Here is a 14,599-nt window from a genome sequence, read left to right as displayed (position 1 = left end):
TGAATGCCTTGACAAAGAGAGGAGGCGGAGGGCCGGCCCCCGAAAAGGGGGCTTGTTCCTCAAAACGGATGAAGGATGGCACGCATCGCTTTTATATTTTATCGCTTACTTTGACCGCGGCATTGGGAGGACTTTTGTTCGGATATGACACGGCTGTCATCTCCGGGGCGGAGCAAGCCATTGAAGTGTACCTGATCCAAAGTCTCGGGCTTGGTTCATTCGTCCACGGGTTAACCGTGTCATCCGCATTGATTGGTTGCATCCTTGGCGCCATGATTTCCGGATGGATTTCCAATTCCATCGGACGCAAAAATGCATTGTTGGTATCGGCTGTTTTATTTATCTTGTCGGCTTTGGGGTCCGCGTATCCGGAGTTCTTGTTTTTCCAAGCGGGGGAGCCCACGATGGGATTGCTGTGGATGTTTAACTTCTACCGGATTCTTGGCGGGGTCGGGGTTGGAATCGCATCTGCCGCTTCACCGACGTATATCGGGGAAATCGCCCCTGCATCCGTCCGGGGAAGGCTTGTTTCTTACTACCAATTTGCCATTATTTTCGGGCAATTGGTGGTATACATTGTGAACTGGATGATTGCCAGCGGCCATTCGATGGAGTGGATTGTCGACCGTGGCTGGAGGTACATGATGGCATCCGAACTGGTTCCGGCCACCCTGTTTTTGGTTTTATTGTTTTTTGTTCCGGAAACTCCGAGGTTCCTGGCTTCCAAAAGCCGCAGGGATCAGGCGTTTGGCATCTTAAAGAAAATCTATGGCTCCAAAGACCGGGCGCAGGGAATTTTGGCGGAAATCGAAGCGTCGTTGCGCCAAAAAGTGAAAGCCGGCCGGCTGTTTTCCTACGGGAAGCTTGTGATTGCCGTGGGGGTTTTGCTTTCGGTTTTCCAGCAATTCGTCGGAATCAATGTGGCGCTCTATTATGCCCCGCGCATTTTTGAAAGCATGGGTGCCGGCCAAAATGCCTCCATGGTCCAAACCGTGGTCATGGGGACTGTCAATGTCATTTTCACCATCGTGGCCATTCAAACGGTGGACAAATGGGGAAGAAAACCTTTGCTGATTACCGGTTCAATCGGAATGGCCGCAGGCATGTTCGGAATGGCGGCGTTTGCATCACTCCAATGGTTCGGCATCTGGGCATTGTTTTTCATGGTATTTTACACCGCGTCGTTTATGATGTCTTGGGGACCGGTTTGCTGGGTGATGTTGTCTGAAATTTTCCCAAACAAAATCCGGGGGCAGGCCATGGCGGTGGCCGTTGCCGCACAATGGCTGGCCAATTTCTTCATTTCTTCGACTTATCCGGCCATGATGGAATTCAGTGGTGCGTTCACTTATGGTTTTTACGGAACCATGAGCGTACTGTCCGCGCTGTTTATCTGGAAGATGGTTCCGGAAACCAAAGGAAAAACACTGGAGCAGATGGAAGCATTGTGGAAAAAAGAAAAGCAAAGTCCGGCAGGCAAAGCGGACACCGTTTAAAAACCTCCGTTTTCGGAGGTTTTTTTTGTGTTTGTTGAAATGAAACAAAAAACTCTCCTGAATCCAAGTGGCCAGGAGAGTTTTTGATGCTCATTATCCGGTCCGTTTGACGGGCTCTTTCATTTCCAGCTGCACATTTCCGTTCCGGTTCAGTTTGTTCCAACCGACTGAGACGCCTTTTAATGCATAGTAGAACGAACGGAGGACGACGTAAGACATGAGTTGCCGGTAGACAAACCGCTGGATAAACAGCCATTTCAACGGTTTGGGGCTTTCCTTTTCCAATTGGAAGGCGAAATAAGCCGCCAAAAGGTCAAACAGCAGGAATCCGGCATAAAACATCATGGTGGTGACGGCGTGTTCCGTAAACAAACTCAACAGGCAGAGCAAGTCGACAAACAGCGAGAAAGTTTGCACCCCGTATTGAAAGATCCACATATTGGGGAGGGAAACAAATCCCAGTGCTTTTTGCTCTCTGGAGAAAAGAGCGCCCCGGTGTTTCCACAAACATTGCAACGTTCCGTAAATCCAGCGGGTCCGCTGTTTGATGAGGCTTTTTAAGTCTTCGGGCGCTTCGGTGTAAGCAAGCGCGCGCACTTCGAACTCCACTTTGTAGCCGTGGCGTAACAGGGTGATGGTGATGTCGGTGTCCTCCGCCAAGGTGTCATGCTGGAAATAACCGACTTCTTCGACGGCTTTTTTGCGCCAAGCACCGATGGCTCCCGGAACGACCGGGATGCAGTTCAAATCGTCAAAAGCCCTCCGTTCCAAGTTAAAGCCCGTGATATATTCCACATGTTGCCACAGCGTGATCAGGTTCCGGACGTTTCCCACTTTGACGTTCCCGGAAACTGCCGCCACCTTTTCATCCTGGAAGTGCCGGACCAAAAGCGGGATGGTGTCTTCCGTAATCAGGGTGTCGGCATCAATCGACACAATGATTTCCCCTTTGGCCAGACGGTATCCCCGGTTGATGGCCGTTGTTTTTCCGCTGTTGGGCTGGGTGATCACCCGGACTCTGGGATCATGGTAAAACTCCTGTTTGATCACCGCTTCGGTCCGGTCGGTGGATCCGTCATTGACGATGATCACTTCCAACTGGTCGTAACGGCTTTTCAATACTGAATGGATGGTTTTGTTAATCACTTTTTCCTCGTTGTAAGCGGCGATCACCACGCTGACCATCGGATGGAAATCGACGAGTTCCGCTCCCCGGTTCAGCCATTTGACCCGCCTTTTGAATTTGATCCGTTGCCGGAAGGAGAAATACATCAAAAAGGCGACCCGGACAAACCCGATGCCGATGCCCGCATAGATGAGAAAGGTGAAGCTGTGTTGAAACAATCCCCATACGGTATACACGGCTTTGACAAACGGCATGTAAATCTTTTCTTCCGGCTGGATGGAAGGCATGGCTTCCTCCCGCGTTTTTCCGGTCAACTCGCTGACGGTGACAAATTGATACCCTTCTTTTTTCAGGGTTTCAATCAAGCCGGGCAGTGCACGGACCGTTGCCGAGCGGTCCCCGCCGGCATCGTGCATGAGCGCGATATGTCCCAGATTCAACTGGGATAAAACGCGTTTTTGGATTTGTTCGCTGGGGGGTTTTGCCAGTCGAACGTTTCGATGTTTTTGCTGATCATCGTATATCCGTATCCGCTTCCCCGCACCATGGCCCGGATTTCATCCAAGGTTTGCGGTTCCGACTCCACTTGATAGGGAGGGCGGAACGTGGTCATGGTGTGGTCGGTAAAGGCTTGGAACAACCGTTGGGTTGCATGCAACTCCAGCTGCACGCGCAACGGATGGACTTGTCCCAAATGAGGGTGAAAGTACGTATGGTTGCCGACCTCGTGCCCTTCCTCATACAACCGTTCCACCAGATCCGGGTGTAACACGGCATTTCTGCCGGTAATGTAAAAAGAAGCTTTGACGTTGTGCTCTTTTAAAATGTCCAGGATTTTCCCGGTATAGGTGCCGTCGGGACCGTCATCAAACGTGAGTGCGATTTTCTTCCCGTCCACTGAGCCAAACCGCTGAATCAGAAGCGGGGAAGACGGGTGACGGTAGTCGACGGATTGGATCCATTTTTCGTTTTGCATGGTGATATCACGGGTTCCCTTTTTTTCGGTGTCCGCGACAGACAATATTTCCCCGTTGCCGATGTATTCAGGAATGGGGCTGGAGATTTGCTTGATGTCGGCCAAGGCATCGGGATCCCGGTTGATCAACGGCCAAATCGCTTGGTCTTCCGAACCCAGCCGCCAAAAGGCAATTCCCTCGGCGCCATATTGCCGGATCAGGCGCAATTGATTGTAAAAGGCCGGCGCATCCAAAAACCAGACAATGTGTTCTTCATTTCCTTTTTTGTAACGCAGGGTGGGATTGTTGCTTGCCCGGTCCCATTCAATATTTAAATTATGCTGTCGGGCCAGCAACATGACTTGGTCGAAAGTCAAGGATTCAGCTGGCGTTTGCTTTCCAACCGTCCAGTCGTATCCGTAAGTCCCCAGACTGATGATCCGTTTGGAAGGAGGAACCGGCAAATTCTCCAGGGATTGTTTCACCCAGTCAAAGGAGGCAACCGGCCCCGGAGACCCTTCTTTATGATGTTCTTCATGCAAAATGACATCCAGATAATCGGCATATTTGGACAGCGCGAGGAGATCATAAGCAGGATCGCGAATCGGGACGCTGTGGATCACCTTGAGCCCGTCCTGATGAAAGGCAAAAGACAGTTCTTTGATGAATTGGGTAAACCGCAGTTTGTCTTCAGCCCGGACCTTTTCAAAATAAATGTTGATCCCGGCATAACCGTGTTTTTTTACGTCCTGGCGCAGATTTTCTATCAATGCGGCGCGCTTTTGCGGCGAGGCCAGCAGGCGCCGGACCGCCGGTTCGTCCCACTCTTGACCGGAAAAATTATTCAGTCTTGGAATGATTTTGACATGATGTTTCTCAGCCAGCTTGTCCACATTCTCGTCCCGTTTGATGTCCAGCGTCAAATCGGGGGTGAGCGAATACCACTCCGGAATCAGCACGTCGATGTCTTTGATGTGCCCCAGTGTGTTCAAATCAAACCAGCCTTTGGAATCCCAAGGGACGTAATAGGCATAAGTTGTGAAATCTTTTGCTTCTTGTGTTCCGGTTTCCCCGGGGAACACAGGCGATTCGCCGTCGGAAGACACGTCATTCCGTTCAGCCGGCTGAATGGAAGATTTCGCCCATGAGTTTGAATAGAGCGGAGGAACGACCGGATGATCATACAGGCTGATCCCGAATACGGCCAGGCTGACCAAGGAAAGAAGGCTTAAAATCAGGAAAGCCCGCTTTAAAAATCTCCACCTTCTGCCCCGGTCATGGAAGACAAACATTTTTTCTTCATTGGACAGCGTCCGGATATGTACGTCTTTGTAAAGAAAGAGAAAGATCCCGTGGCATACAAGCAAAAACAGGGCGCCGGTCAAGAGATAAAGAATGGTTTCATCCGCGGTGGGAAAAAACCGGTCCATCCCCATCCGGTACACCGCCACATGCAGAAGCGGATATAAAAGCGAAACACAAATTCCCACACAGACCGCCAACAGATTCAGACGAAAGACCAGGCTGAGGATGAGTCCGATGATCCATGCCGTGTGTCCGATCGGCAGGATCCCGAGCAATACACCGAGTGTTCCGCCGGCGGCTCTTTTCTGATACGAACCGACAAAAAACAAGGAAAAGATGATATTGGCAATTTTTCGTCTCATTTTGCAATACCTCTTCAGGTGTCTTTCATGAAGTTGGTAAAGAATGAATGGTTTTGCAGGTTTTCCGTTTTTTAAAAATAAAATTATATTTCATTTAGCAATCCTACGTTTATATTCGAATTAAAATATTGGATTAAGTGCAACTTTTCTCTTGTTCAAAGGATCGACACAATCGCCGGGAAATTCACCAGTGAGCTTGCTTTGAAGGAGGTCATGAACCGGAAGGGGCTTTGACAAAGATTGGATTAAAAGATATCCTTGATCTGTCAAAGAGTTAGAGTTTCTGGAAAGAGAATAAGATTCTGTCATGGATGGATCTGGTAAAAAATACTTGAAAAAGGACAGGTTGGTATCACTAATCTGTTATAAATTTTGGTAATTGGTGTTTGGATTATTTTTGCTAAAATAGTAGAATAGTAAAAGCTTCAAAAACTGAGAATAAAGAGGAGAGACAGATGGTCAGGAAGCTGCTTTCCATTTTACTTACGGCCTGTATCCTGTCCGCATCCTTCATCACCGGTGCCCAACAGGTGAATGCGGAGTCCGGAAAAAAAGAACTGGAAGAAGTACGTGACCAACAGAAGAAGTCGGAAAGCGAAATCGAAAAAATTCAGGACATGAAGGTAGAGACCCAGAAAGAATTGGCGAAAGTGGAACAAGAAATCACCCAATTGGACCAACAAATCGGTGAGATCAACAAGAAAATCGAAGCCAATCAAACGTACTTGGAAAAGCATGAAAAGTCGTTCGGGGAAAACTTGAGACGCATGTATCTACAGGGGGACGGGACGCATTTGGCTCACCTGTTCACTGTGGATTCGTTCTCCAAATTTTTGGAACGGTTTGAAGTGATGCGCATTCTCATGAAAGAACAGGCCAACGAACTCAATGTTTTTGTGAAGGCAAAAATGGATCTGGAAAAAAACAAAAAAGAGTTGGAAGAGAAAAAGAAAGCCCAATCTGAACTTTTGGAACAATCGGAAGCAAAAGTAAAAGAAATCGAGGCGCAACTTCAAAAACACCGGGAAGAATTGAACAAGCTGGAAGCCAAGGAAAAAGAGCTGATGCAAAAATACGCCGGTTCTGGCGGGGGAGGCGGAATCCTTGCCTTTCCAAGCACGCGCGGAACGGTTTATTGGAACTTCTCCCAAAACCGCGGGACACACATACACGCGGGAATTGACATTCCCCGTCCGGTGGGGACACCGATTTACGCCGCAGAATCCGGCGTGGTTCAATCGATTAAATCGAACCCCGGTGGGTACGGAATTTACGTGATCATTAATCATGGCAACGGATTGAGCACCCTTTATGCCCATATGTACCGTTACCAAGTAAATGTCAGTGTCGGACAGCGCGTTTCCAGAGGGCAACAAATTGCCGCCGTCGGGAACAACGGGCGGTCGACCGGCCCGCACTTGCACTTTGAGGTACATAAAAACGGGACGCCTGTCAATCCGAGGAACTACATTCAATAAAAAAAAGCCACCCGGCGAGGTGGCTTTTTTTTATTCCGTTCGGACCAAAAATTGCCGTTTTTCCAACCGGCTTTTCAAACGAAGGAGTTGTTCCTTTTGCCAGTGGTTCAATTTTTCGGTCGGAATCAAGGTGAGAAGGGAAATATACAAGAAAAACAGCCGGTATTCCAAGAAAAAGCTCACTTGTTCCTGCCAGCCGTCTTCCAGATGGTGTTCCAAAAAATATCCTTCCATCAATGAGTGGAGGAACGAATCTTTCAGTGTTTCATGATTTTTTTCGGGAAACCCTTCCAATGCGTGGAAAAGAAGGGTGGCAATCTCGTATGTAAAGAAATGGTGTTTTATGTGCTTGAAGTCAAACAAAATCACCTGATCATGCGGATCGACCAAAAAACCTCCGGGCTGAAAATCATTGTGGATCAAACCGTAAGATTGGCTGTTTTTGGGGAAGGAGCGGACCTTTTGCAAAAATAAACTGAAGCGGTCGGCGATCCAGCCGTCCACAAAAGAGAAGTCCCGGTAAAAGATCTCTCCTTCGTTCCATTCTTCATATGCCGGGATGGCGGCCCGTTGCGTAAACCGGGATGACAGCGAATGGATCTTTCCCATCGTTTGTCCGATCCGGCGCAGCAATCGGGGGTTCCATACATACGGATTGGATGCATGGATTTTTTCTCCTTTTTCCTTTTTATAAGATATGATGCAGCAGGGGATGGGCAATCGAATGATCGTTTCAACGGGCCGGCCGTTTTCCGACAAGACGGGTTCCGGCAGCCGGACGCCGTTGGACCGGAGATAAGAGATCCATTGCTGTTCCAGATTCAATTGGCCTTCGTCTTTTCGGGCAATTGGAATTAGTTTTAAGATGAACCGTTCCCCGTCCCGCTCATACTCATAGACATTTTCATGAAATCCACCCAGGAACCGGAGTGAATCTGCATTTCCCTGAAATTTGCGACATGCTTCTTGTACGATTTCTTTTTTCCACATACCAATAACCCACCTATCTCCATTCAGTCAATACTGTCTCCATCATACCATTTGTCAACGGGAAAGTTCTATCAAAGCCTGGTGACAATCGGGCAATTTGGACGCATCCAAAAAAGATGAGGGATGTCAGTTTTTCTTGCCAAGGCAAAAAACGTTGCTCTGGACGAAAAGCCGGTTTGCCTTTTATGATAAGAATGCTTTGGCAGGGAAAAGGAGTGGAGAAATTTGTTGAATTTATCCGGACCGGACCCAAGGAGTGCCCAAAAAGGGGCATGGCTCAGCATGGCCGCCTACTTGGTTTTGTCTCTTTTGAAATGTTGGACGGGGTTACATATCCAATCGGAAGCGATGTTTGCGGACGGATTGAACAATGTTTCCGATTTGTTGCTTTCCTTTGCCATCCTGATCGGATTAAAAGTTTCACAGCAACCGGCAGACCATAACCATCCGTTTGGCCATCGCAAGGCGGAAACCATTGCCACCCTGGTGGCGGCTTCGTTCATGGTGTTGGTGGCGGTGGAAATTTGGGTGCGTGCGCTTCAGGCCCTGTGGCGTCCGCCACAAAATGAGGCGCATCCGTGGGCCTTTGCCGTGTCGATCGGTTCGGCGCTGATCATGTTCGGCGTGTCGTATGTCAATTTTTCGTTGAGCAAAAAAACCGGCAGCCAAGCCTTGGAAGCCGCCGCCTGTGACAACCGGTCCGATGGATTGGTCAGTCTCGGGACAGCGGTGGGCATGGCGGGAGCTTATTGGGGCTGGCATTGGATGGACCCGCTTCTGGCGGTGGTGGTCGGAGGTATGATTTTTAAAACCGGTTGGGAGATCGGCCGCCCGGCCGTTGACGAACTGATGGACGGATTTGATCAAGAGAAGCTGGAGAAAATCGAACAACAGGTGCTAAAGATCAGCGGAATTGACCAGGTCCGGGAACTCCGGGCACGCTATCACGGTCCGTATGTTTTCGTGGAAATCACGATCGCAGTGAATCCTTTTTTGTCAGTGGAAGAAAGCCATGAGATCACGGAAAAGGTGGAAAAACAGTTAATCGGCTTTGACAACATCCGCCATGTGCATGTTCATGTGGAACCGGCCGGCGAGCTGAAAAAATGCATCCGATCGCTCTAAAAACCCAATGATCCAACGCAAGGTGACCAGCCGGTCATCTTTTTTTGTTCCCGGCTTTCGGGATAAAGGGTTCTTGAAATGGAAATAAATGGGGTTAAAAAGTGTTGAAGGATGATCGGGATGGAAAATAGAACCGTTGCCAAACATTTGCTGGATCAGTTGAAAGAATGGGGATGCGAGCGCATCTACGGGGTGATCGGCGATGCAAATTTGGAGTTGTTGGATGAACTGGCCAAACAAGACCAGATCCGTTACATTGCGTGTCGCCATGAAACGGCCGCTGCTCTGATGGCTTCCGCCGAAGCGAAACTGACCGGAAAGCTGGCGGTGTGTATGGCCACCAGCGGCCCGGGGATCGTATTGCTCTTAAACGGGTTGGCCGATGCTTATTTTGACCGTGCACCGGTATTGGCGGTGACCGGTCAGGTGGCGACGAAAAACATGGGCACGGGAAGCCATCAGGAAATCGACCAACAACGTTTGGTCCAACCCGTTGTACAATATTCGGCAACGACGGTGAACCCCGAAGCTTTTCCCACCCAACTCAATCTGGCGGCAAAAACTGCATTGGCCAGAGGCACCGTGGCGCATTTGAGCATTCCCAAAGATCTGTGGAAACAAACCGTCCGGTCCCGCCTGTTTCCATTGCCACCTCCGGATCCGTCAGTGATTGCTTACCAGGAGGAGTACCAAACGGTGCTGAAGCTCTTGGAGCAGGCCGGGCGGCCTGTATTGCTTGCAGGCAGGGGAATCCGAAATGTGCGGGAGGAAGTGGTCCGGTTGGCCGAAAAATTGACGGCTCCCTTCATCACCACCATGCCGGCCAAATCCTGTGTCCCCAATGATCATCCTTTGTTTGTCGGCGGTCTGGGGCAAGGCGGGTCGGAAGCGGCCACCCAACTTTTGCATGAGGCGGATTTGTGCCTCATTCTGGGAGCGACGTGGTGGCCGGAGGATTACGTGCCGCAGGATCTTCCCGTGATCCAAGTGGACAGTGTTTCGGAAAACATCGGGCGGACCCATGTCCCGAAAGCTGCACTGGTTGAAAACCTCGGCTCGCTTCTTCCGGAACTGGTGAACGATGTCTCTCCGAATTCCAATCCGGAGTGGGAGCAAATGATTCAGGAGAAAAAAGCGGCGTGGGACCTGAAAGTGGCCGGCGAAATCCAACAAATTCAATCGCCGTTGGCCCCGCAGCGTGTCCTTTATGCCATCAATCAACAGGTGGATCGGGATGCCGTGATTTCCGTGGATACGGGGGATCACACCCTGTGGTTTGAACGGGTTTTTCATTTTGCGGAGCAAGAGATTTTGCTCTCCGGCAAGTGGAGAACTTTGGGGTTTGCTTTGCCGGCGGCCATTGCGGGCAAATTATGCGCCCCCGACCGGCAATCGGTCGCCATTGTCGGGGATGGCGGAATTTTGCAAACCATTGCCGAGTTGAACACGGCGGTGAATCAGCAGTTGGCACTGACCGTCTTTGTGCTGAAGAATCAGTCGTATGCCATGGAGCAAAACAAAATGCTCGCCGAAGGGCTGGAAACCCTGGGGGCCGAACTTGCCAACATCGATTTTGTCGCGGTGGCCGGCGGACTGGGGGCAAAGGCTTACCGGGTGGAGTCCGAAGCTGAGTTGGAACCGGTCATTGAACAAGCTCTCTCCGAACCTTGTGTCACCTTGGTGGAAATCGTATGCGAAGCCAAAACGGTGCCACATACCAAAATCGGGAAATAGGATGGAACAAATTGGGTCCGAAAAGCACAAATATTGACGAAATGTCACAAATATGACATACTATTGCATTAAAGAAAAGTATTTATATGCGAAATTACTTTGGCGGTACCGCTGAATCATTTTCTTCGGACTTTTCTTTGGGATTGAAAACGCTCACAAATCTATTTCCAGGGGGAGCTTGGATGAATGCAGGTGTCATTGTCTCATTAAGCATTTATATGATTGGCATGTTGGTGATTGGTTATTTTGCTTACCGCCGGACACAAGATTTGTCGGACTACATGTTGGGCGGGAGAAACCTGGGGCCGGCGGTCACCGCGTTGAGTGCCGGGGCATCGGACATGAGCGGTTGGTTGCTGATGGGATTGCCGGGCGCCATGTACGCCACCGGGCTGAGCAGCGGCTGGATTGTGGTCGGACTGACGTTGGGGGCGTATCTGAACTGGCTTTATGTGGCACCCCGCCTTCGGACTTATACGGAAATTGCAAATAATTCCATCACGATTCCGGACTATTTCGAGAACCGCTTTCAGGATTCATCGCGGATTCTCAGAATCGTCTCTGCGCTGGTAATTTTTGTCTTTTTTACCTTTTATACCTCATCGGGCATGGTTTCCGGCGGCGAATTGTTCAAAACCGCATTTGGCATGGATTATGCGTGGGGAGTCTGGTTAACCGCCAGCGTCGTCATTTTGTACACCTTGTTTGGGGGATTCCTGGCGGTCAGCTGGACGGACTTTGTGCAAGGAACCATTATGTTTATCGCCTTGGTTCTGGTACCGGTGGTGACCCTGTTTGAAATCGGGGGATGGGGAACCACCGTTTCGGAAATCAAGTCCATTGATCCGGCATTGCTGGATGCGTTCAGAGGAACGAGCGTCATTGGCATTTTGTCTTTCCTGGCCTGGGGATTGGGTTATTTTGGACAACCCCACATCATCGTCCGCTTTATGGCCATCACTTCGGTCAAGGAAATGAAAAGTGCCCGCCGGATCGGAATGGGCTGGATGATTTTCTCCATCGTCGGAGCGATGTTTACCGGATTGCTCGGCATCGCTTACTTTCATCAAAACGCACAAAATCTGGCCAATCCGGAAACCGTGTTTATCGTTTTGTCGGACGTCTTGTTCCATCCCCTGATTTTCGGTTTCATGCTGGCGGCCATTTTGGCGGCAGTGATGAGCACCATTTCTTCGCAATTGCTGGTGACCGCCAGTGCGTTGACCGAGGACTTTTACAAAGCGTTTATGCGCCGTTCGGCATCGGATAAAGAACTGGTGCTGGTGGGACGGATTTCCCTGTTGATTGTCTCCTTGATCGCTTTGTATCTGGCCTTGAATCCGAACGAAACCATTTTGAATTTGGTTGGTTATGCTTGGGCCGGATTCGGTTCGGCATTCGGCCCCGTGGTGTTGTTGAGCTTGTATTGGAAACGGATGAACAAGTGGGGGGCCTTGGCCGGAATGATCACCGGGGCGGTTACGGTCATCATCTGGGAACAAATTGAAGCTTTTGCAGAAGTTTACGAAATGATTCCCGGATTTATCGCTTGTACCATCGCCATCATCGTGGTCAGTCTGATCACCTCCAAACCTTCCGCGAAAGTATTGGAAGAATTTGATCAAGCCATCAAACAATCCGGATGACGTCCGGATCGCAAAAAGTCGTTCTCATGTTGAGGCGGCTTTTTTGCTTATTTGGAATCTCATTGGTCATTTATTCCCTTCCCGTCGAGAATATGCTGGACATACCTTTCGATCCTGGATTTCCGGGTTTTGGATTGCTTGGCTCTTGAAAAATAAAGAAGATATGCCCGTTGGCGTCCCGGGGTTAATGCTTCAAAAGCAGTCTTCAAGGCCGGCATTTCATGAAATTTTTCTTGCAACTCTTTTGGGACGGTGTATTCATCGGTTTTTTTAAAATCTACTTTCAACCCGGCTTTTTCCACTCTGATGGCTTCTTTGATATATTCTTTTAAGATGGGCTTTTTGTCCATGATTTCTTGAACCTGGGTAAATCGGATTTGCCTTGTGGATTGCGTATGCTCCGATTGTCGGACCAAGAGGCCATGGGGATCTTTTAACAAAGCGCCTTTGTGAAACAACAACGCACAATACGATTTAAACCCGTGGATCAAGACAACATTTTTTCCCTCATATGTGTAACAAGGGTGCCTCCACTTGAAATCTTCCGTCAGCCCGCAGTCAAGAACAATCTCTCTTAGCTTCTCAAATTCTTCCTTCCACTGGCGGGCGTTGGCGATCAATGCATCCACCTTTGGGTTCTTTTCGCTCTTTGTCACTCACGAACACTCCTTTTTAAAGTTACGAATGGATTCAGTTGTATGTAGTATTTCTGATCTTTCTTTCCTTTATAGATGAAGGGATCCCGTCATTATCGCCCCTGTCAGACTCAGTCAGGTGAAGACATCCCTTCTGATCAATTGACAATATTTTTAAAAAAATGACAACACCTTGAAAACCGAATATACATTCGGTATCCTTTTAATGTTACATAAAAATTGAAGGGAACCAAAGATTCACAACGAAAAAGTTTCACGGGAGGTTTTGACAGCGTGAACAGGTTTTTGCGCTCGTTTTTTGCCCTTCTGGTTTTGTTGGCCGGATCATTCGCATTGGCCAGCGGCACGGGTTATGCCGAACCCGGGGGATTTGATGTTCCCAAGGTGAATGAAGATTTCGATCAGTTCGAACACAACCCCGGTCCGCAAAAACAACAACCAATCCATAACACAGATGTGCAGGCCGAAGAAAAAGGATTCTGGGACAAGACAGCCGAATTTTTCAAAGACGGCTGGGAGTGGGTCAGCGAGAAAGGTTCTGAGTTCATCCATTGGACCAAGGAAAAAGTAGCGGCTTTTTGGGAAGAGATCAAAAGCATTATCTCCAAGATCACCGATGTTGCCGTAAATGCTTTGGCATCATTCGGGAACTGGATCATGGAGCATAAGGGAATTGCGCTTATTGTCTTAACTATTGTCGGCATCGTCGCCGCTGTTGTTGGATTTGTCGTTGGAGCGGCGGTTGCGGTAACCACAGGGGTAAGCATTTTATTTGGTATATTGGTAAGCGGGATTATTTCATGGATTTCTGGAAACGAGCTGTTTGGCGATGAGATGTTGACAGATATGTTATTGGGAGGGGTCATAGGAGTACTTTCCGCTCTCTTTGGTTGGGCAGCCGGTTCAGGAGCGATTGCCAGCAATGTGGGACGCTGGTTGGGAACCAGAATTCCTTGGTTGGGAAAGGCCTTTCCCAAGATGTTTGGCGGCGCTGTGGGGGCAGGAGTCGACCAGAGCCTGTGGGATATTTTTAAGACGGGAAAAATCAATTGGAAGAATACTGCTATCGCTGCCGTATTCGGGTTTGGGATTGTTTTCGGCGGTGAATATATAAGCAAGAACTCGGATGACATTATTCGATGGATCAACAACCGGGAGGTTCCAAGCTTCTCCCAATCCCTCGTCATGAGCGGTGACTCTGCGGCCCTGACCAGCCCAACAAGAACACGCATTGGAGATACTCCATTCGGCCAGTGGTTGCAGAAGTTTTCGGCTAGAAACCAAAACTCTGTAAATGCTACACAATTAAGAAATTCGCCGGGTACAGTATCAGGGGGAATTAATGCTCCCAGTGTTGAAAAAATGATGCGTGGTACGCAAGGGAATATTGGTGTGATTCCAAAGGAGGTTGCAGATCAATTACGGGGCAGGGATTTTAGTAATTTTAATGAGTTTAGAAGTGCATTCTGGAGAGCTGTTGCAAATTCTAGATACGCCAGTGAATTTAGTGCTAGTAATATAAGCAGAATGAGATCAGGGAAAGCTCCTTTTACACTTCCCCAACAATGGCATGGTGGTCAACGTAATTACGTTCTTCATCATCGAAAGCCGATTCATGATGGAGGGGGAGTATACGATTTAGATAACTTAATTATAGTGACTCCTAAAATGCATCAAGAAATACTAGATAAAAAATATCATTTTGGGCGCTAAGAAGAGGGGGAA

The 14,599-nt window shown here is 49.0% G+C and carries 10 protein-coding genes; 6 read left to right on the top strand and 4 right to left on the bottom strand.

Annotated elements, in window-relative coordinates; translation table 11 throughout:
- Positions 1-68 precede the first annotated feature (68 nt).
- Positions 69-1,496 (top strand): D-xylose transporter XylE, encoded by a 1,428-nt coding sequence (gene xylE, locus NYE37_RS13245; RefSeq protein ID WP_037998304.1) that lies wholly within the window; start codon positions 69-71, stop codon positions 1,494-1,496.
- Positions 1,497-1,589: 93 nt separating this feature from the next.
- Here the strand turns inward: xylE and NYE37_RS13240 are convergent, their stop codons facing one another.
- Positions 1,590-3,062, bottom strand: a complete 1,473-nt coding sequence (locus NYE37_RS13240) for a glycosyltransferase (protein ID WP_147437084.1) — start codon at positions 3,060-3,062, stop codon at positions 1,590-1,592.
- Positions 3,059-5,245, bottom strand: coding sequence for a polysaccharide deacetylase family protein (locus NYE37_RS13235; protein ID WP_340712079.1), 2,187 nt, complete (start codon positions 5,243-5,245; stop codon positions 3,059-3,061). The genes NYE37_RS13240 and NYE37_RS13235 overlap by 4 nt, the downstream gene beginning before the upstream one ends.
- Positions 5,246-5,700: 455 nt before the next feature.
- Between NYE37_RS13235 and NYE37_RS13230 the strand changes: the two genes are divergently transcribed.
- A complete protein-coding gene (locus tag NYE37_RS13230) occupies positions 5,701-6,723 on the top strand; it encodes a murein hydrolase activator EnvC family protein (protein WP_131470878.1) in 1,023 nt (340 codons plus the stop codon).
- A 30-nt stretch (positions 6,724-6,753) separates the two neighbouring features.
- On the opposite strand, the gene NYE37_RS13225 is transcribed toward NYE37_RS13230, so the two are convergent.
- The gene (locus NYE37_RS13225; protein WP_121874490.1) at positions 6,754-7,713 is read right to left on the bottom strand and encodes a phosphotransferase enzyme family protein; all 960 of its coding nucleotides are present in this window, start codon (positions 7,711-7,713) and stop codon (positions 6,754-6,756) included.
- A 225-nt stretch (positions 7,714-7,938) separates the two neighbouring features.
- Here NYE37_RS13225 and NYE37_RS13220 point away from each other — a divergent pair, with 225 nt between their 5' ends.
- From NYE37_RS13220 to putP, 3 genes are all read left to right on the top strand, one after another.
- On the top strand, positions 7,939-8,838 hold the full coding sequence (locus tag NYE37_RS13220) for a cation diffusion facilitator family transporter (RefSeq protein WP_062843370.1): 900 nt from the start codon (positions 7,939-7,941) through the stop codon (positions 8,836-8,838).
- A gap of 120 nt (positions 8,839-8,958) precedes the next feature.
- Entirely contained in the window at positions 8,959-10,572 is a 1,614-nt protein-coding gene (locus NYE37_RS13215; RefSeq protein WP_340712078.1) for a thiamine pyrophosphate-binding protein, read from the top strand.
- Between the two features lie 182 nt (positions 10,573-10,754).
- A complete protein-coding gene (gene putP, locus NYE37_RS13210) occupies positions 10,755-12,218 on the top strand; it encodes a sodium/proline symporter PutP (RefSeq protein WP_340712077.1) in 1,464 nt (487 codons plus the stop codon).
- Positions 12,219-12,277: 59 nt separating this feature from the next.
- Here putP and NYE37_RS13205 read toward each other — a convergent pair whose 3' ends face one another.
- Positions 12,278-12,874: a YdeI/OmpD-associated family protein gene (locus NYE37_RS13205; protein ID WP_131470874.1), complete on the bottom strand. Its 597-nt coding sequence runs from the start codon at positions 12,872-12,874 to the stop codon at positions 12,278-12,280.
- Between the two features lie 273 nt (positions 12,875-13,147).
- On the opposite strand from NYE37_RS13205, the gene NYE37_RS13200 reads away from it, so the two are divergent.
- Positions 13,148-14,587, top strand: a complete 1,440-nt coding sequence (locus NYE37_RS13200) for an HNH endonuclease signature motif containing protein (RefSeq protein ID WP_131470873.1) — start codon at positions 13,148-13,150, stop codon at positions 14,585-14,587.
- The last annotated feature ends 12 nt before the right edge of the window (positions 14,588-14,599 follow it).

The organism is Thermoactinomyces sp. FSL K6-2592 (assembly GCF_038006465.1).
In the GTDB taxonomy this organism is placed as follows: Bacteria; Bacillota; Bacilli; order Thermoactinomycetales; family Thermoactinomycetaceae; genus Thermoactinomyces; species Thermoactinomyces vulgaris.
The sequence above is the reverse complement of the archived record's forward strand: the minus strand, read 5'-3'. Positions and strand labels throughout refer to the sequence as shown.